The 19,907-nt window shown below is 47.3% G+C and carries 14 protein-coding genes, 2 tRNA genes, 3 rRNA genes and 1 other RNA gene; 1 reads left to right on the forward strand and 19 read right to left on the reverse strand.

Annotated elements, in window-relative coordinates; translation table 11 throughout:
• Nucleotides 1-36: 36 nt before the first annotated feature.
• The 19 genes from MHH49_RS09260 to rpoE form a co-directional block, all read right to left on the reverse strand.
• Nucleotides 37-2,962 (reverse strand): 23S ribosomal RNA (locus MHH49_RS09260).
• 139 nt (nucleotides 2,963-3,101) lie between these two features.
• Nucleotides 3,102-3,177, reverse strand: a tRNA-Ala gene (locus MHH49_RS09265).
• Between the two features lie 26 nt (nucleotides 3,178-3,203).
• Nucleotides 3,204-3,280 (reverse strand) — tRNA-Ile (locus tag MHH49_RS09270).
• A gap of 46 nt (nucleotides 3,281-3,326) precedes the next feature.
• Nucleotides 3,327-3,443, reverse strand: a 5S ribosomal RNA gene (gene rrf, locus MHH49_RS09275).
• A gap of 124 nt (nucleotides 3,444-3,567) precedes the next feature.
• Nucleotides 3,568-5,125, reverse strand: a 16S ribosomal RNA gene (locus MHH49_RS09280).
• The 16S, 23S and 5S rRNA genes sit together here with 2 tRNA genes alongside, the layout of an rRNA operon.
• Before the next feature lie 302 nt (nucleotides 5,126-5,427).
• A complete protein-coding gene (locus tag MHH49_RS09285) occupies nucleotides 5,428-5,685 on the reverse strand; it encodes a pro-sigmaK processing inhibitor BofA family protein (protein ID WP_370510561.1) in 258 nt (85 codons plus the stop codon).
• A 42-nt stretch (nucleotides 5,686-5,727) separates the two neighbouring features.
• Nucleotides 5,728-5,979, reverse strand: coding sequence for a DUF2508 family protein (locus MHH49_RS09290; RefSeq protein ID WP_036679920.1), 252 nt, complete (start codon nucleotides 5,977-5,979; stop codon nucleotides 5,728-5,730).
• 137 nt (nucleotides 5,980-6,116) lie between these two features.
• Complete coding sequence (recR, locus tag MHH49_RS09295) at nucleotides 6,117-6,716, reverse strand: recombination mediator RecR (protein ID WP_036679922.1); 600 nt, start codon at nucleotides 6,714-6,716, stop codon at nucleotides 6,117-6,119.
• A gap of 38 nt (nucleotides 6,717-6,754) precedes the next feature.
• Nucleotides 6,755-7,066, reverse strand: a complete 312-nt coding sequence (locus tag MHH49_RS09300; protein WP_036679924.1) for a YbaB/EbfC family nucleoid-associated protein — start codon at nucleotides 7,064-7,066, stop codon at nucleotides 6,755-6,757.
• A gap of 47 nt (nucleotides 7,067-7,113) precedes the next feature.
• Nucleotides 7,114-8,883 carry a DNA polymerase III subunit gamma/tau gene (gene dnaX, locus MHH49_RS09305; RefSeq protein ID WP_076148013.1) on the reverse strand — a complete coding sequence of 590 codons (1,770 nt, stop codon included), beginning with the start codon at nucleotides 8,881-8,883 and terminating at the stop codon, nucleotides 7,114-7,116.
• Nucleotides 8,884-9,020: 137 nt separating this feature from the next.
• Nucleotides 9,021-9,289: signal recognition particle sRNA large type (gene ffs, locus MHH49_RS09310), an RNA gene on the reverse strand.
• A 117-nt stretch (nucleotides 9,290-9,406) separates the two neighbouring features.
• A complete protein-coding gene (rpmE, locus tag MHH49_RS09315) occupies nucleotides 9,407-9,604 on the reverse strand; it encodes a 50S ribosomal protein L31 (protein ID WP_036679927.1) in 198 nt (65 codons plus the stop codon).
• 121 nt (nucleotides 9,605-9,725) lie between these two features.
• A complete protein-coding gene (locus MHH49_RS09320; protein ID WP_038568079.1) occupies nucleotides 9,726-11,003 on the reverse strand; it encodes a radical SAM protein in 1,278 nt (425 codons plus the stop codon).
• 25 nt (nucleotides 11,004-11,028) lie between these two features.
• Entirely contained in the window at nucleotides 11,029-12,381 is a 1,353-nt protein-coding gene (rho, locus tag MHH49_RS09325; protein WP_036679930.1) for a transcription termination factor Rho, read from the reverse strand.
• A gap of 164 nt (nucleotides 12,382-12,545) precedes the next feature.
• The gene (locus tag MHH49_RS09330) at nucleotides 12,546-13,799 is read right to left on the reverse strand and encodes a UDP-N-acetylglucosamine 1-carboxyvinyltransferase (RefSeq protein WP_036679932.1); all 1,254 of its coding nucleotides are present in this window, start codon (nucleotides 13,797-13,799) and stop codon (nucleotides 12,546-12,548) included.
• A 188-nt stretch (nucleotides 13,800-13,987) separates the two neighbouring features.
• Nucleotides 13,988-14,842, reverse strand: coding sequence for a class II fructose-1,6-bisphosphate aldolase (gene fba, locus MHH49_RS09335; RefSeq protein WP_036679934.1), 855 nt, complete (start codon nucleotides 14,840-14,842; stop codon nucleotides 13,988-13,990).
• A gap of 207 nt (nucleotides 14,843-15,049) precedes the next feature.
• On the reverse strand, nucleotides 15,050-15,436 hold the full coding sequence (locus MHH49_RS09340) for a response regulator (RefSeq protein ID WP_036679935.1): 387 nt from the start codon (nucleotides 15,434-15,436) through the stop codon (nucleotides 15,050-15,052).
• A gap of 271 nt (nucleotides 15,437-15,707) precedes the next feature.
• Nucleotides 15,708-17,315 (reverse strand): CTP synthase, encoded by a 1,608-nt coding sequence (locus MHH49_RS09345; RefSeq protein ID WP_036679937.1) that lies wholly within the window; start codon nucleotides 17,313-17,315, stop codon nucleotides 15,708-15,710.
• Between the two features lie 325 nt (nucleotides 17,316-17,640).
• A complete protein-coding gene (gene rpoE, locus MHH49_RS09350; protein ID WP_038568074.1) occupies nucleotides 17,641-18,189 on the reverse strand; it encodes a DNA-directed RNA polymerase subunit delta in 549 nt (182 codons plus the stop codon).
• Nucleotides 18,190-18,649: 460 nt separating this feature from the next.
• Here rpoE and MHH49_RS09355 point away from each other — a divergent pair, with 460 nt between their 5' ends.
• Entirely contained in the window at nucleotides 18,650-19,816 is a 1,167-nt protein-coding gene (locus MHH49_RS09355; RefSeq protein WP_076297126.1) for a S8 family peptidase, read from the forward strand.
• Nucleotides 19,817-19,907: the final 91 nt, after the last annotated feature.

Below are 19,907 nucleotides of genomic sequence, written 5' to 3' on the forward strand. Positions count from 1 at the left end.
GAAAACTGAATCCGAAACAAATCTGCATTCTAAGTATAGGATAAGCCCTCGACCGATTAGTATTGGTCAGCTCCATGCATTGCTGCACTTCCACCTCCAACCTATCTACCTCGTCGTCTTCAAGGGGTCTTACTAATTGGGAAATCTCATCTTGAGGGGGGCTTCACGCTTAGATGCTTTCAGCGCTTATCCCGTCCGTACGTAGCTACCCAGCCATGCTCCTGGCGGAACAACTGGTGCACCAGCGGTACGTCCATCCCGGTCCTCTCGTACTAAGGACAGCTCCTCTCAAATTTCCTGCGCCCACGACAGATAGGGACCGAACTGTCTCACGACGTTCTGAACCCAGCTCGCGTACCGCTTTAATGGGCGAACAGCCCAACCCTTGGGACCTACTTCAGCCCCAGGATGCGATGAGCCGACATCGAGGTGCCAAACCTCCCCGTCGATGTGGACTCTTGGGGGAGATAAGCCTGTTATCCCCAGGGTAGCTTTTATCCGTTGAGCGATGGCCCTTCCATGCGGTACCACCGGATCACTAAGTCCGACTTTCGTCCCTGCTCGACTTGTAGGTCTCGCAGTCAAGCTCCCTTATGCCTTTGCACTCTGCGAATGATTTCCAACCATTCTGAGGGAACCTTGGAACGCCTCCGTTACTCTTTAGGAGGCGACCGCCCCAGTCAAACTGCCCGCCTGACACGGTCCCCGTACCCGATAAGGGTACTAGGTTAGAACCTAGATACGATCAGGGTGGTATCCCAACGGCGCCTCCACCGAAGCTTGCGCTCCGATTTCTACGGCTCCCACCTATCCTGTACAGATCGTACCCAAATTCAATATCAAGCTGCAGTAAAGCTCCATGGGGTCTTTCCGTCTTGTCGCGGGTAACCTGCATCTTCACAGGTATTAAAATTTCACCGGATCTCTCGTTGAGACAGCGCCCAAGTCGTTACGCCATTCGTGCGGGTCAGAATTTACCTGACAAGGAATTTCGCTACCTTAGGACCGTTATAGTTACGGCCGCCGTTTACTGGGGCTTCGGTTCATAGCTTCGGGTTACCCCTAACCACTCCCCTTAACCTTCCAGCACCGGGCAGGCGTCAGCCCGTATACTTCGCCTTGCGGCTTCGCACAGACCTGTGTTTTTGCTAAACAGTCGCTTGGGCCTTTTCACTGCGGCCCCCTCGTGCTATTCACACTACCGGGGCACCCCTTCTCCCGAAGTTACGGGGTCATTTTGCCGAGTTCCTTAACGAGAGTTCTTCCGCGCGCCTTAGAATTCTCTTCTCGCCTACCTGTGTCGGTTTGCGGTACGGGCACCTTCTCCTGGCTAGAGGCTTTTCTTGGCAGTGTGAGATCATGACCTTCGCTACTATAATTTTCGCTCCCCATCACAGCCCAGCCTTAACGATGTGCGGATTTGCCTACACATCAGCCTCACTGCTTAGACGGACATCCATCAGTCCGCGTCACTACCCTCCTGCGTCACCCCATCGCTCATAGCGGATTACGGTGGTACAGTAATTTCAAACTGTTGTCCTTCGACTACGCCTTTCGGCCTCGCCTTAGGTCCCGACTTACCCTGAGCGGACGAGCCTTCCTCAGGAAACCTTGGGCTTTCGGCGGATCAGATTCTCACTGATCTTTTCGTTACTCATACCGGCATTCTCACTTGTGTAGTGTCCAGCGCTCTTTTCAGTACACCTTCAACCCCTACACAACGCTCCCCTACCCCAGATGCAAAGCATCTAGCCATAGCTTCGGTGGTGTGTTTAGCCCCGTTACATTTTCGGCGCAGAGTCACTCGACCAGTGAGCTATTACGCACTCTTTCAATGGTGGCTGCTTCTAAGCCAACATCCTGGTTGTCTGTGCAACTCCACATCCTTTCCCACTTAACACACACTTGGGGACCTTAGCTGATGGTCTGGGCTGTTTCCCTTTTGACAATGGATCTTAGCACTCACTGTCTGACTCCCGGCAATAAGTATATGGCATTCGGAGTTTGACTGAGCTTGGTAATCCTTGCGGACCCCGCACCCAATCAGTGCTCTACCTCCACTACTCTTATACCGAGGCTAGCCCTAAAGCTATTTCGGGGAGAACCAGCTATCTCCGAGTTCGATTGGAATTTCTCCGCTACCCCCACCTCATCCCCGCACTTTTCAACGTACGTGGGTTCGGGCCTCCAGTGCGTGTTACCGCACCTTCACCCTGGACAGGGGTAGATCACACGGTTTCGGGTCTACGTCCACATACTCAATCGCCCTATTCAGACTCGCTTTCGCTGCGGCTCCACCTTCTCGGCTTAACCTTGCATGTTAAACGTAACTCGCCGGTTCATTCTACAAAAGGCACGCCATCACCCATAGATCGGGCTCTGACTTTTTGTAAGCACACGGTTTCAGGTTCTATTTCACTCCCCTTCCGGGGTGCTTTTCACCTTTCCCTCACGGTACTGTTTCACTATCGGTCGCCAGGTAGTATTTAGCCTTAGCAGATGGTCCTGCTGGATTCATACGGGGTTTCACGTGCCCCGCACTACTCGGGATCCGTCTCGGAGAGAATACAGTTTAGGTTACAGGGCTTTTACCTCTATCGCGGGCCTTTCCAGACCTCTTCACCTACCATATTCCTTTGTAACTCCATGTGAGACGTCCCACAACCCCTAAGAGCAAGCTCTTAGGTTTAGGCTGTTCCGCGTTCGCTCGCCGCTACTGACGGAATCACTATTGTTTTCTCTTCCTCAGGGTACTTAGATGTTTCAGTTCCCCTGGTCTGCCTCTACATTTCCTATGTATTCAGAAATGAGTAACTGCGAATTACCACAGCTGGGTTTCCCCATTCGGACACCCCCGGATCAAAGCTTGCTTACAGCTCCCCGAGGCAGTTTCGTTGTTCGCCACGTCCTTCGTCGGCTCCTGGCGCCTAGGCATCCTCCGTGTGCTCTTATTAGCTTAACCTTGATTCTTCCGAAGAAAAATCTCACTAATAACATTTACTTGTTTACACAAGTTGCTAAAAGATGTTCTAAAACGCAAATTCGTTTCGGTATCCAGTTTTCAAGGATCAAGTTAAAAAAGTTATTCATTTAAAAATTTATGGTGGAGCCAAGCGGGATCGAACCGCTGACCTCCTGCTTGCAAGGCAGGCGCTCTCCCAGCTGAGCTATGGCCCCATAAAATTACTCTATATAATGTTATATGGTGGGCCTTGGTGGACTCGAACCACCGACCTCACCCTTATCAGAGGTGCGCTCTAACCAACTGAGCTAAAAGCCCATATAACATATATAACATTGTGAATCAACCAATGAATTGGTTGTCCGCTTGGCAACGTCCTACTCTCCCAGGACCCTTCGGTCCAAGTACCATCGGCGCTGGAGGGCTTAACGGTCGTGTTCGGGATGGGTACGTGTGGAACCCCTCCGCTATCGCCACCAAACGCATACGAAAGAGACTTGCTCTTTCAAAACTGAACACGAGTGAGTGTTCGAACCCGAAGGTTCTATTATGGAAGTTAAACTTCCGATTTGAATGTCTTCATTGCAGAAGACGATTCTCCATAGAAAGGAGGTGATCCAGCCGCACCTTCCGATACGGCTACCTTGTTACGACTTCACCCCAATCATCTACCCCACCTTCGGCGGCTGGCTCCCTTGCGGGTTACCCCACCGACTTCGGGTGTTGTAAACTCTCGTGGTGTGACGGGCGGTGTGTACAAGACCCGGGAACGTATTCACCGCGGCATGCTGATCCGCGATTACTAGCAATTCCGACTTCATGCAGGCGAGTTGCAGCCTGCAATCCGAACTGAGACCGGCTTTGATGGGATTGGCTCCACCTCGCGGCTTCGCTTCCCGTTGTACCGGCCATTGTAGTACGTGTGTAGCCCAGGTCATAAGGGGCATGATGATTTGACGTCATCCCCACCTTCCTCCGGTTTGTCACCGGCAGTCACTCTAGAGTGCCCAGCATTACCTGCTGGCAACTAAAGTTAAGGGTTGCGCTCGTTGCGGGACTTAACCCAACATCTCACGACACGAGCTGACGACAACCATGCACCACCTGTCTCCTCTGTCCCGAAGGCCGCTGCTATCTCTAGCAGATTCAGAGGGATGTCAAGACCTGGTAAGGTTCTTCGCGTTGCTTCGAATTAAACCACATACTCCACTGCTTGTGCGGGTCCCCGTCAATTCCTTTGAGTTTCAGTCTTGCGACCGTACTCCCCAGGCGGAGTGCTTACTGTGTTAACTTCGGCACCAAGGGTATCGAAACCCCTAACACCTAGCACTCATCGTTTACGGCGTGGACTACCAGGGTATCTAATCCTGTTTGCTCCCCACGCTTTCGCGCCTCAGCGTCAGTTACAGCCCAGAAAGTCGCCTTCGCCACTGGTGTTCCTCCACATATCTACGCATTTCACCGCTACACGTGGAATTCCACTTTCCTCTTCTGTACTCAAGCCACCCAGTTTCCAGTGCGACCTCAGGTTGAGCCCAAGGTTTAAACACCAGACTTAAATAGCCGCCTGCGCGCGCTTTACGCCCAATAATTCCGGACAACGCTTGCCCCCTACGTATTACCGCGGCTGCTGGCACGTAGTTAGCCGGGGCTTTCTTCTCAGGTACCGTCACTCCGGTAGCAGTTACTCTACCGGACGTTCTTCCCTGGCAACAGAGCTTTACGATCCGAAAACCTTCATCACTCACGCGGCGTTGCTCCGTCAGGCTTTCGCCCATTGCGGAAGATTCCCTACTGCTGCCTCCCGTAGGAGTCTGGGCCGTGTCTCAGTCCCAGTGTGGCCGTTCACCCTCTCAGGTCGGCTACGCATCGTCGCCTTGGTGGGCCGTTACCCCACCAACTAGCTAATGCGCCGCAGGCCCATCCCTCAGTGACAGATTGCTCCGTCTTTCATTCTTCTCTCAGGAGAAAAAAGAAATTATCCGGTATTAGCTACCGTTTCCGGTAGTTATCCCAGTCTGAAGGGCAGGTTGCCTACGTGTTACTCACCCGTCCGCCGCTAAGTTATTTTGAAAGCAAGCTTTCAAAATGACTCCGCTCGACTTGCATGTATTAGGCACGCCGCCAGCGTTCGTCCTGAGCCAGGATCAAACTCTCCAATTAGTATTGAAAAGAGCGATATGCTCATTTTGAAACATCTGACGAGAAAATTAATTCTCTAATTTTGGATTTCACTTACGTGATTTCCCACTCACTCGTTGTTCAGTTTTCAAAGATCAATGTCTCATCTTTCGTCGTCGTTGCTTGTCAGCAGCGACCTTTATAATATATCACAGCGCCTTTGTTTTCGTCAAGCATTTTTTTAATTTCTTTTTTTGCTTGACCATTTCAGCAAGTTGTTAATCAACAGCTTGTCCAAACGGGCGAGACTTAATGTATCATATTTTTCAAAGCCACGTCAAGCATTAAAATAAAATTATTCTTAATCCGAGTAACATAACCACGCCAGGAAGCCCAAGAACCGTTACTGCGCCTATAGTTGCAGGGTTCAAAGGGATATACACCTGCGTGAGCAAACCCGAGAAGTTCACTACATATATCCCGAGTGCAGCCAATACCAAATGAACCCCAAATAAGCTTAGCCACCCAAAACCCAGCTTTTTTCTAAATACAACTAAACCTAATAAGATAACGGATAATATCAATACGCCCATAGCTATCATTCTAAGCATGTAGATCCCCCTTATACATTTATTTATAAGCCCTTATATTTGACTACTGTTCAACCCCAAGCTTTTTGCATGTTTGAGATGTATCTGATATTTACGTTCTGCAGCCTCCAGAATATATATCGCGTAATCTATCTGATCCTGTCCCAATGCCTCGTCGAACATTAGATACGCCCTCTCCCACTCTGAATGCGCCTTACGGACCTCTAAGAGGGTTTCCCATCCCTCACTTTCCTTTTTACCTTGTTCCTTATCCACTCCCCGCCACAGCTCTCTCCACCATCCCATTTCAATTCCTCCTCAGAATAATTTTGATGCAAAATACACATCTCGTTATTCTCATTCATATCGGGATAGGGACAAACTTAGAACAAAAAAAAGGAAACCCGAGGGCTTCCTTTTTGAAAAATACCACTATAGAGCTGCTAGAATAGCTCGCGACGGCCTTCCAACGCTTTGGACAAGGTAACTTCATCAGCGTATTCAAGATCGCCACCTACAGGCAAGCCATGAGCTATCCTGGTGATTTTAATCTCAAACGGCCGAACAAGACGAGAAATGTACATCGCCGTTGCTTCTCCCTCGATGTTGGGGTTGGTCGCCATAATAAGCTCGCTTACTCTTTCATCACTCAGACGGGTCAATAATTCTTTCAAGCGAATATCATCAGGGCCGATACCTTCCATAGGTGAAATTGCGCCCTGAAGAACATGGTAATATCCATTAAACTCCTTGGTTCGTTCTATAGCCACCAAATCCTTAGAGTCTTGTATCACACATATCACTGAAGGATCTCTAGTTTTGTCCTGACATATCTTACATGGGTCCGTATCCGTAATATTACAGCAGACCGAGCAATAGTGAAGATTGCGTTTGACGCTTACTAGCGCTTTTGCAAAATCAATGACTTCATCCTCTTTCATGTTAAGCACATGAAAAGCTAACCGGGCGGCTGTCTTCGGTCCAATCCCGGGCAAACGCGTAAAAGCATCGATCAGCTTAGCTAGCGGTTCGGGATAATACAAATTAATAATTCTCCTTTAGACTGAAGTGGAGTGGGCTATTAGAACAAGCCTGGGATCTTCATTCCACCAGTGAATTTACCCATGTCATTGTTAGCAAGCTCTTCAGCTTGAGTCAATGCATCATTTACAGCAGTGATTACAAGATCTTGCAACATTTCAACATCTTCCGGATCAACGGCTTCCGGTTTAATTTGAATAGACAGCAATTTTTTGTGGCCGTTTACTTGAACAGTAACTACGCCGCCACCTGATGAACCCTCAATAACCTTGCCTCCGAGTTCCTCTTGAGCTTTGAGCATTTGCTCCTGCATTTTCTTAACTTGCTTCATCATTTGGTTCATATTATTCATACTTCGTCTCTCCTTTGGAATGCGCAATTAGCGCTAGTATGTTTATATTACTCTTTTATGACAACAAGGTCTTCTCCAAAAAGCTGGATAGCCTCATCAATCCAAGGTTCAGGTTTAGCTTCTGCAGTATCGTGTTCATGCTCCAGCTGCAGTTCTTCTTTGCCAGTCTGTCCCACAGACTTCTGGGCAGCTTCATTCCAGTCACGAAGCATCATGGTTACAAGTCTATAAGGTTTGCCTAGACGCGCTGCAAGCACACTCTCAATAACCTGTCTGTTTGCCGGCTTCTCAGTAGTATCGCGGTGAATCGTGTTCTTGAATGCAACAAGCACCGCATCCTCCATAATCGATACTGGCTCACCGTCTACAAACCATGCATGAACCGTTACCTTTTCCTCTTTTACTCCCTGCAGGACAAGGCTCCACTGTTTATAGATTGCTGCAAAATCGGGACTATCTTTACCAGCAATAAACTTATCTACGTTAGGAGGCATTTTTGAGGCTGAAGAAACCCGCGGTGTTGGAACCGCATGCGATTTCGGTGCAGAAGCACCATCACGCCCTCCTCCGGAAATACCACCGGATTGCATAGCCTGTTCCAGCTTCTTCTCCAGTGCTGCGATCTGTCTTTTGAGAAGATCCAGTTCACCAGAGTCAACACTCGAATTATTCGCGCCTACTCCGGCATTTGTTTCACCTAACGGAGCAAATGCGGCGCTCTGACTTACCTCTTGCTGCAAGCTGCAAAGCTTCATCAGCGCCACTTCAAACAGTGTCTGAGGATGTGTTGCGTATTTCATTTCACCTAGGTATTTATTGATTGTATCTACAATCTGAAATAGACGCTCCCGAGAAAATGCGGTGGCCATATCTTTAAATTCAGCAGGATTCAGCACCCGCTCTGTTAATTGATCGGCCTCGGGTACCATCTTAATCATCAATAAATCTCGGAAATAATACATGAGATTCTCTAGGCATTTATCTGCACTTTTACCTTCATGCATAAGCTGCTCAACGAGCTCCAGAAGAAGACCCATATCACCTTCCAATATGGCAGTGGCAAGACGTGCAAATTGCTCGGAGGGAATTCCTCCTGTCATTCCTAACACTTGTTCGTACGTAACATTACCATCTGTAAAGGATGAAATCTGATCCAGCAAGCTCAATGCATCACGCATACCGCCATCAGATAGACGGGCAATATACTGCAATGCGTTGTTATCCGCTGTAATCCCTTCCTTCTCACAAATAGCAGTCAGATGGGCGGTCTGTTCTTCTAACGCCACTCTACGGAAGTCAAAACGCTGACAACGGGAAATTATTGTCGCTGGCAATTTGTGAGGTTCCGTTGTCGCAAGAATAAACATCGCATGTGACGGAGGTTCCTCCAACGTCTTTAATAGAGCATTAAAAGCTTCTGTAGTCAGCATATGCACTTCATCAATGATATACACTTTACGGCGTACCTCGGTAGGTGCATACTTCACCTTTTCACGCAGATCACGGATCTCCTCTACGCCCCGGTTTGATGCCGCATCTATTTCCTGCACATCCATTACATTACCCGCAGCGATTCGCAGGCAGGATGGACATTCGTTACAAGGTTCCGGACCTGGCCCACGTTCACAGTTAACCGCTTTAGCTAAGACTTTAGCAGCACTTGTCTTACCAGTTCCCCGCGGACCGCTGAACAGATAGGCATGCGAAACCCGCTGTTCACGAATTGCGTTCTGCAGCGTTTGGATAATGTGCTGTTGTCCAACCATGTCTTGAAACGACTGCGGCCGCCAAGCACGGTACAGCGCGATATGTTCCACTATGCATTACCCTCTCTTAAGCTGCCGCTTTCCCGGCATTTGTCGCAAATTTATTATACTATATTCATCGGCTATTGACCAAAAACAAAAAGCATCTTTGCTTGTGGCAAAGATGCTATGATAAACAGAATTATAAACCGTGCACCTGTTATTGATGGCTACGATCCAAGCGGCAACCCTACATGACTGCTCGAGTTAGGCCACCCTCCGGCACAAGAGTAATCTTACTTATGGCTGCTTCCTTCCGGACCTGACCAGGTTCATAAGCACTCATTGCGGAGGACCCAACTGTCAACACAGCCCATAGGAACCAAGGCCTCACATCGATAGCACCTCTAACAGGAATTCAACCTCGCTACAGCGGATTGCGAGTTACAGGGCACCGCTACCTCCCCGTCTAGCACGGCGAAGATAAGTATAGCTCACGCTCGGACAAAAATCAACTCCAAGACATAAAATGAGCCCCTCAGCTATACAGCTGGGGGCTCAATCTAACCGTTAAGCCGCAAAGCGACTGTTCAAATTAGATACCATATTTCTTCTTAAATTTATCTACGCGACCGCCGGCATCCAGGAACTTCTGCTTGCCAGTGAAGAACGGATGGCAGTTGGAGCAAATTTCGACACGAAGCTCTTGTTTAACAGAGCCAGCTTCGAAAGTGTTGCCACATGCGCAGGTTACCTTAGTTACATTATACTTTGGTTGAATTGCTTCTTGCATTTTGAATTTCACCTCTCATGCCCTAAGCCTCATGCGGACCCAGAGTTATATGATTACACTGTGGTATTTTAGCACGAAATATCGAATTGGGCAATATGTTTCATTTTTACATTTTAGCCGCTTAAATATTGATTCCCCGCCGCTTAGCCCGCGCCATATCTGCTGGTGGCACATGTGTATAAGAGCCTATAACTACATCCGGCAGTTCATCGCGGAAAATATCAAGCATCGTCTTCATCCCAAGGATTTCACCCTGGGCAGGAGGAATCAACTCTAAATAGCTCTCCGGGTCAATGTTTAGATTACGCATCTGAATAAGCTTCAGATCAGTACGTCTTACAAACTCCAGCATCGCTTCAATCTCTTCTTCGCGATCAGTCACTCCAGGGAAGATCAGATAATTGATCGATGTGTAAACCCCCTGCGAAGCAGCGTATTTCAAAGATTTTTCTACATTGGCCAATGTATAACCGCGTGGTTTGTAATAAGCATTATAATGGTCATCAAGGGCACTGATTGTGCTGACACGCATCAAATCGAGTCCAGCATCAACGATTCCTCGCATATGATCGCTTAATCCCGCATTGGTGTTGATATTGATATAGCCCATATCAGTAATCGAGCGCACTTCACGAATAGCTTCTATAATAAGTTTTGCCTGCGTGGAAGGTTCCCCTTCACAGCCTTGTCCAAAGCTGATAATCGATTCAGGCGTCTTTAAATGCTCCAACATAACTTGTGAAATTTCGTTGACCGTAGGCCGGAAATTCATCCGAGTCTGCGGAGATACAAAGCCGCTATCATCAGGTTGCTCAGAAATACAGCCAAAACATCCAGCATTACATGAATAAGAGACGGGTACACCGCCCTCCCAACGCCCTAAAAAGGTATTGGAGGAAGTCAGGCATTCATAGCCAAGCGCACAGTTAGAAAGATGCTCATAGAGACGGTTATCAGGATATTTGGCTGTCATCTCACCAACGCTGACTTCAAGATCTTCTTTGTCACAATTAAGTGGATTCCATTTCTCTGGATTATCGGTAGGGTCTGCCGCAACATAGAACCCGCCATCCTTCCACACTACAGCCGAATACCCAAACAGAGGAAGCTTATAAGACTTATCTGTCTTCACATAACCAGGAAGACATAGACGAGTATAGCCTTGCGGCAGCAGCGCTCCGACAGCCTGCGAGCCTTCCGGCAAAGACATCATTTCACCCGTCTCAGGATTCATACCCACAGCACGTGTACTAGGCAAGCCCACGAGCGTAGCACCTTCTGGTAATGGAATTAATTCTTCCTCCAGCATTTCAACAATCATATCCCCGCTACGAGCTAGCCCGTACAGTTCGGGATGATCATATACGTTTCCTTGCCCGTCGGCATATACCAAATACATGTTAGTCTCCTCTTATTATCAATTCTCAAGTTGTAGGTACTGAAGGTGTCTTCGCCCGCGTGGTACGACGAGCAGCTGTACCACTGTTGGAGGTGCCCCCGTTACTTGCAGTCCCGTTTGGTGTTGTTTTTGCCCCAGCAACGTCAAAGGATGCCAAGAACTCAGCATTAGTCTTCGTATCACGCAGCTTTTTGATGAATCCCTCCACAAAATCGTAGGATTCGTTCATATTTTTGCGAATCGCCCAAATCGTATCCAGTTCTTCTTTGCTCAAGAGCACTTCTTCGCGACGTGTACCTGAACGACGAATATCGATAGCTGGGAATATCCGGCGTTCCGCCAATTTGCGGTCCAAATGAAGCTCCATATTACCGGTACCCTTAAATTCTTCATATATAATATCATCCATACGCGAGCCAGTATCTATTAATGCTGTTGCCAAAATAGTTAATGAGCCGCCTTCTTCCACATTCCGTGCAGAACCAAAAAACCGCTTCGGCCGGTGAAAAGCCGCCGGGTCAATCCCCCCGCTAAGTGTACGTCCAGATGGTGGAACCACCAGATTATAAGCACGCGCCAGACGCGTAATGCTATCCAAAAGAATAACTACATCCTTCTTGTGCTCAACTAAACGAAGTGCCCTTTGCAACACAAGCTCAGCCACTTTAATATGATTCTCTGGAAGCTCATCAAACGTCGATGCAACCACTTCGCCTTTTACAGAACGCTGCATATCGGTTACTTCTTCAGGACGTTCATCAATCAGCAATACAAAGAGCTCAATCTCAGGATTATTAGTGGAAATACTATTGGCTATTTCTTTTAAGAGGAGCGTTTTTCCTGCTTTTGGAGGTGCTACAATCAAACCCCGCTGCCCCAATCCTACAGGAGCGAGCAAATCCATTATTCGGGTAGACAAATGAGTAGGGGATGTTTCAAGCGGTAGCTTGTCTTGCGGATAAAGTGGTGTTAATGCTGGAAAATGAAGACGCTCCGCTGCACTAGCAGGGTTCTCGCCATTAACGGCATTGACTTGAAGCAGGCCAAAATATCGTTCATTTTCTTTTGGTGTCCGACATTTACCAGACACAAGATCTCCGCTTCTGAGATCAAACTTACGAATTTGTGAAGCTGAGATGTAAATATCTTCAGCGCTGGGCAAATAGTTAATCGGCCTAAGAAATCCATAGCCCTCAGGCAAAATTTCTAGTACGCCTTCCATAAACATGAGACCGCTCTGCTCTGCCTGTGCCCGAAGGATCGCAAAGATCAGTTCCCGTTTCTTCAGCTGTCCGTAATAAGGAATCTGGTATTTCTTGGCCAGCTTATATAACTCGGTCAGCTTCATTTCTTCCAGATCGGAAATTTGAAGATCCATGTAATAACCACCTATTCAATTTTTAAATGAGTTCTTCCTAGTCTATCTACTAGGCAAAAATATGATTCTATTAAAATGCTCATTAGGTTAGTATTACCCCAAATGGAAGGAAATATGCGGTTTGTCCGCAAATTAATACTCCTTCCAAGCGGGATATCCTAATATTATTCATTCTCACGCCAAACATGAGCACCAAGTTGCCGAAGGTTGCTCACTAAATTATCATAACCACGATCAATATACTCTACGCCGGTCACTTCTGTAATACCATCCTCTACTGTTAACCCGGCAATGACAAGGGCTGCACCCGCACGCAGATCAGCTGCCTTTACTTTTGCAGCATTAAGTTTACTGCCCTCAATAATTGCAGATCGGCCCTCAACACGAATCTTTGCGCCCATTCTTACCAACTCTGGCACATGCTTGAAGCGGTTGCTGTAGACGAAATCGCTAAGCACACTAACCCCTTCTGCCTGTGTCAGCATACTTGTCATAGGAGATTGTAAATCTGTAGGAAATCCAGGATAGGTCAGTGCTTTAACATCTGCATGTTCATAATTAGCTCTACCTATAACTCGGATACTTTCATCAAGCTCTTCAATATCCACGCCCATCTCTAAAAGCTTGGCTGTTAAGGCTTCCAAGTGCTTAGGAATAACATTATCTATCAACACATTACCACGCGTAGCCGCAGCGGCAATCATATAAGTTCCTGCTTGAATCCGATCGGGAATAATGGAATGACGGCAACCGTGCATTTCCGAGACCCCTTCGATCCGGATGGTTTCTGTACCAGCGCCTTTAATAACAGCGCCCATAGAGTTCAATAGGGTAGCTACATCTATAATCTCAGGCTCTTTAGCCGCATTTTCAATAATTGTAGAGCCTTTGGCTCGTGAAGCCGCCAGCATGATGTTTATAGTGGCACCTACGCTTGATACGTCCAGATAAATCTTCGCACCGCGTAGCTCTTTTGCATATAAGTGGATAGAACCATGTTCGTTGGTAACTGTTGCTCCCAAAGCCTCGAATCCCTTGATATGTTGATCAATTGGACGAGGTTCAAAATTACAGCCACCAGGAAGACCTATTGTCGCTTCTTTGAATCTTCCAAGCAGAGCTCCCATCATATAATACGAAGCTCTAAGTTTCTTAACCGGCCCATTGGGCATTGGAATAGATACAATACGTGAAGGGTCAATTCTCATCTGATTGCCTGACCAGGATACATTAGCGCCAAGCTCTTGCAAGATTTCGGAGTAAACGGCTACATCACTAAGGGACGGTAAATTATCCAGAACAACTTCAGATTCGGCCAAAATTGCCGCAGGAATAAGCGCAATGGCACTATTCTTTGCTCCACTGATGGTTACAACGCCCTCTAGCGGACGTCCACCGCCAATCATTAATTTTTCCATAGATTTATCAATTTCCCCCTACGTGTATTGCAGCTGGGTGGGCAATACGTGCTGTGGACTTTTAGTGATGAAAATGGAAAGACACCGGCTAAGCGGTGTGCTTTCCTCATCAAACTATTCAACTGGACAGAGTAATAGCCCTATCCTTTAACAAATTGCTTGTCCACCTGAGGCGGAAGCTACAATGATTAGGCTTTGTTGTTGGATCCAAATTCGCGAATTTTACCAATAACGGTTTCTTTGATTGCATCGCGACCTGGTGCGATGAATGTACGTGGATCGTAAGCATCAGGTTTAGCAGCTAGAACTTCGCGAACCACTTTTGCGAACACGATTTGGTTCTCAGTGTTCACATTGATTTTGGAAGTACCCAGGGAGATGGCTTTCTTGATGTCATGTTCAGGAATACCTGTACCACCATGAAGAACCATTGGGATGTTAGTAGCGTCACGGATTTCTTCCATTTCTTTGAATCCGAGGTTAGGCTCGCCATGGTAAGGTCCATGAACGGAACCAAGTGCAGGAGCCAGGGTGTCGATACCTGTTTCTTTCACAATACGTACGCACTCATCAAGCTTAGCATACATGATGCCGCCGATAACGTCGTCTTCTTGTCCACCAACAGTACCTACTTCAGCTTCTACAGAAACGCCTTTAGCGTGAGCATATTCAACGACTTTTTTAGTCATATCGATGTTCTCATCGATTGGGTGATGGGAACCGTCGATCATTACGGATGTAAATCCAGCATCAATTGCTGCTTTACATTTATCAAAGCTAGATCCATGGTCAAGGTGGATAGCTACAGGAACAGTGATATTCATGTCAATAATTAGACCTTCAACCATTTTAACAACAGTAGTGAAGCCGCCCATGTGGCGTGCTGCGCCTTCAGATACACCAAGGATTACTGGTGATTTTTCTTGTTCAGCGGCACCAAGAATAGCTTGAGTCCACTCCAAGTTGTTAATGTTGTACTGACCTACTGCATATTTTCCTTCAAGTGCTTTGTTCAACATGTCTGTCATAGATACTAATGGCATGGTTTCATCCTCCTAAGAATGTTGGTTGGCTATGTTTTTAAACCGACATCACATACAGGCTTATTATAGCACATCCTGTGTCAAATACTAAATAGGGTAAACAAAAAAATGTCCCGGTGGGACGATTTTTATCCAGCCCATATAGCAATTAGACTCATCCTCTTCGGAGTCACCACGCGAAATAGGACCGATACAGAAATCACCGTTCTAACTGCATTGATCCACAGACTTGTTATGAAGATGCATGTTTACCGCTACGCGCATTTCGTCTATGTCGAACGGCTTTGTAAAATGCATTAACGCCCCTAGCTTGGTCGCCTCCTTAATCATGTCCAGTTCACCATATGCCGTCATCATAATGACCTTAATGGACGGATTGATCTCCTTTAGATGCTTCAGGATCTCGAGTCCATCCATTCCCGGTATTTTCATATCGAGTAAGACCAAATCGGGTGACTCGCTGCGAACAATGTCTAATGCCAATTTTCCGTTAGCCGCTTGAAATGTTGTATATCCCTCACTATTGAACACTTCCATAAGAAGAATCCGGATCCCGTTCTGATCATCGACAATTAATACTTTCTTCTTTTCCATACGATACCCTCCCAGAAATTAAGGCAGATTGACTATACCGCGCTCTCCACAGCGACCGGCCCCTTTAGAAACTACTCCATACGAAACCTATTATTCGTGCTTTACTGTCCAAATCCTGCTAATTGGATAAAATGGGTAAATAAAGAGTCTAAAATGAAATAAATGTCAGTTACAATATTTCTATTAAAGGGTAATACAAAAAGAGAGCCTTCGGATGAAGGCTCTCTTAGACTATTTAAGAACCGATGGGTTCTTTCTGTCTGTGTATAAATTACTGCTGCTCGGAATGCGTCAAAGAGGCTTTGACAAATTCACGGAATAGCGGTTGCGGACGGTTCGGACGTGAAGTGAATTCCGGGTGGAATTGAACCGAGAGGAACCACGGATGCTCTGGAAGCTCTACGATCTCAACTAGACGGCCATCCGGAGAAGTTCCGGAGATAACCAGTCCCGCTTTTTCAATTTCATCACGATAAGTATTGTTGAACTCATACCGGTGACGATGACGCTCATATACCAGTTCATCATCATAGCAAGACATTGCCAGAGAGTCCGGAATAATCTTACAAGGATACAACCCAAGACGCATAGTGCCACCCATATCTTCAATATCTTTTTGCTCAGGAAGCAAATCAATCAATGGATATTGTGTATTTGGATCGATTTCGGAGCTGTTTGCACCTTGTAGTCCAAGAACAGAACGGCCATACTCAATTACAGAAACCTGCATTCCAAGGCAAATACCAAAGAAAGGTATCAATTGCTCACGGGCATAACGAATAGCGGAGATTTTACCTTCGATTCCCCGATCACCGAAACCACCAGGAACAAGAATACCGCCAATGCCACGCAGCATTTCGTCCACGTTCTCATCCGTAATTTCCTCTGCGTTCACCCAGCGGATCTTAACCTCTGCATTCGCAGCAAAACCTGCGTGTGAAAGTGATTCAACAACGCTCAAATAAGCATCATGCAGTGCTACGTACTTACCTACAATTGCTATTTCTACTGTCTTCTCTAATTTCTGAATCCGGCTAAGCATACTTTCCCATTCGCGCATATCTGGCGCAGGTGTTGTAAGCTTCAAATGATTAACAACAATCTCGTCCAATCCTTCATCACGAAGGTTCAATGGAACTTCATATAACGTCGAAGCATCGCGGCATTCCACAACAGCATTAGCATCAATATCGCAAAAGAGTGCGATTTTGGCTTTCATATCTGCGGAAAGCTCATATTCCGTACGGCACACGATGACATTCGGTTGAATACCGATACTGCGCAGCTCTTTAACGCTATGCTGTGTCGGCTTCGTCTTCACTTCTCCAGCAGCCTTAATATAAGGAATCAAGGTTACGTGGATATACATCACATTTTCCCGGCCAATATCACTCTTGATTTGACGAATCGCTTCCAGGAACGGAAGACTTTCAATATCCCCTACAGTACCGCCGATCTCTGTGATAACAACATCAGAGTTAGTCTCGCGGCCCGCGCGGAACACGCGTTCTTTGATCTCATTCGTAATATGCGGGATAACTTGTACAGTTCCACCCAAGTACTCTCCACGACGTTCCTTGCTGATTACGGATGAATAGATCTTACCTGTCGTCACATTGCTGTTCTTCGACAGATTGATATCAATAAACCGTTCATAGTGCCCAAGGTCAAGGTCAGTCTCTGCACCGTCATCCGTTACGAAGACTTCTCCGTGCTGGTAAGGGCTCATTGTTCCAGGGTCTACGTTAAGATACGGATCAAATTTCTGAATCGTTACCTTTAGACCTCTGTTCTTGAGCAGCCTGCCCAGCGAAGCGGCGGTAATGCCTTTACCCAGGGAAGACACAACGCCACCCGTTACAAAAATATACTTTGTCACTGTAAAACCCTCCTAAATAAAGTCCAAACATAAAAGCGGCACATGGTGTTTATCGTAACCCGTTTTACTATCATCAAAACAGGGGAAATCAAAAGTTTAATTCACCGGGGAAAACATAAAACGTCATCCCGCAAATTCCATTAATCTACAGCTACTTTGCATCTAAAAAAACAAAAAAGTGACACCCGTAGAACCGGGGCACTTTTTATTTTAGAAAACACGTTTATTAACTTACATGATAAGCCCATGCAATAGTTTACTCTGACGATCCCCCACTGTCAAGGGAGGAATTATGCCACAGACAAGACTCTTCTGATTATTGATCTTACTTGTCATCCTCGGAATCTTCATCGTCGCTATCTTCTGCATCGTCTTCGTCCGTATCGTCTTCGTCTATGTCATCTTCATCGATCACGACATCTTCGTCGACTTCTTCTTCGCTGTCGTCGTCAGAATAGAGGTCGTCGCGATCTTCATCGATAGCGTCGAAATCCTCTTCTTCAGCTGTGTAGTTTTCTTCTTCATCAGCAAAATCGTCATCTTCCAAATCATCGTCTTCATCGTTGATGATGCGCACCCGTTTAGTGTTACCAACCGGATCATCGGAGCGCTCTAGAGGATACCAGCGTTTCAGTCCCCAAAGGTTGGTTCCGACACAGGCAAAACGCCCGTCAATGTTAATCTCGGTATATAACTGGGCAATAGTATCTTGGCTTTCTTGATCGGTCATACCGCGTAACTTGGCTACCTCGACCATCAGATCACGGTAATAATACGGTGTATTGGCTGCTTTAAGCACCAGAAAGGCAAGATCCACCATTGGCATTTCTTTAACTTTCTCAGGGTCTAGCTTTAAATTGAGTGGCGTACTCACTAAAGGACACTTCCTCTCACGCATTGTTCACATTACGGTTTATTTCAATAATATCCATTAACAAAACTAAGTAAAACCTATTTAACAACAAAATGCAAGTCAAATGCAAGAACCGCCCAACAGAAAAAGCCTCCTGCTTATTATCCATACAGGAAACCTGTCTTCATCAAGAAGAGTTGATATGTAATTGTAGCAAGGGTCGCCGCACCCAAAGTTTTTAGAAATGGGATTTAAAAAGGCGGAGGAAGACCTCCGCGCATGACTGTATCCACGCCAAGGATCGGCTCCTTACGGGATGTTACAAAGAGAGTTTTAATCTCTTCTGTTTATTTTATGTAAAGCGCCGTCTTTTGACACGCTGGGCAGCCCATTTCCTTAAAAAAGGGCAAGTTCCCATTCGGACCCCTCCCTCCGCTCATACAATATGGCAGCAGGGCACCGAGGGGGGACAGCGAAACCTATGGACTATTACAAATTTTGGAACATGCTTCTTGAAGAAATATCGGTTGCCCCAAAAAATGGTGAGCGGCGTATTCTTACCTTCAACGATCCCCGCCAGTATGCCGGAGCTTTCTCCCAATGGAAGGCTCTAAAAGCAAAGCAGCCCGAGCTGCGTCAAGTACAGGCATCTCCGCTGATTCGGGCCTTCTTCGTGCCCGCTGCCGCCGGAAAGCTGATGAACCGATTTGCAGACCTTCTAAACGTCGAAGACGATCTGCAGATTCAAATTCATTCTATAGCTAACGAAAAGAGCGGAATCGCCGCCCTCCCTTGGGGGGTGAAAGCGATTCATGCTCCTCAGGCATGGTCTAAATCAACCGGAGTTCACGTCAAAATCGGCGTCATTGACACCGGCGCGGATTACCGTCATCCCGATCTGAAGCATTCATTAGCCTCTGGAGTCAACCTACTACACCGCGGGATGCTGCCGCTGGATGATAACGGGCACGGAACTCATATCGCCGGAACCTTAGCGGCAGCAGGGGGAAATCGCGGAATGATGGGAGTGGCGCCGCGAGCGCTGCTATATCCAGTCAAGGCCTTTGATCATAGTGGATCAGCATATGTGTCCGATATTGTGCTAGGTATTGATTGGTGTGTGCAGAACCGAATCGACGTCATTAATATGAGCTTTGGAATGAAGACTAGAAGCAAGGCGCTCCACAATGTGGTTATAAAAGCATATCGGGCCGGAATCGCCGTCATTGCCTCCTCTGGGAATGACGGCAAACGTGGCGGGGACTATCCCGCACGTTATCCCGAGACGATAGCCGTGGGCGCCATCGATAAAAGACACCGGGTTGCCGGCTTCAGCAATCGCGGTTCATATATCGATGTATACGCGCCCGGCGAAGGCGTGCCCTCCTGCTGGCTGAAGGAGGGCTACAAAGAAATGAGCGGCACCTCCATGGCGACCTCGCATGTCACGGGAGCCGCCGCACTGCTGCTCGCACTGCGACCGGGCCTCACGCCAAGGGAGCTGAAGCTGCTCTTGCGCCGCACCGCGTCCCCGGTGCGGCTACGCAAGGGGCAACGCCGCGCATCCCTAGGCGGCGGCTCTGCCGATGCCCTGCGACTGCTGAGAGCAGGAGTAAGGGCGAAGCGTTCGGTCTCCGCGAACGTGTAGACCCCGCCCGGGCACCGGGTGGGTCACTCTGACGTGAGCGCAGCTGATGCCGGTGCGAGGAACGGCATCAAAGAAAAATCCGCCCCCAGGA

It is taken from the genome of Paenibacillus sp. FSL F4-0122 (genome assembly GCF_038002845.1).
Lineage (GTDB): Bacteria > Bacillota > Bacilli > Paenibacillales > Paenibacillaceae > Paenibacillus_AQ > Paenibacillus_AQ odorifer.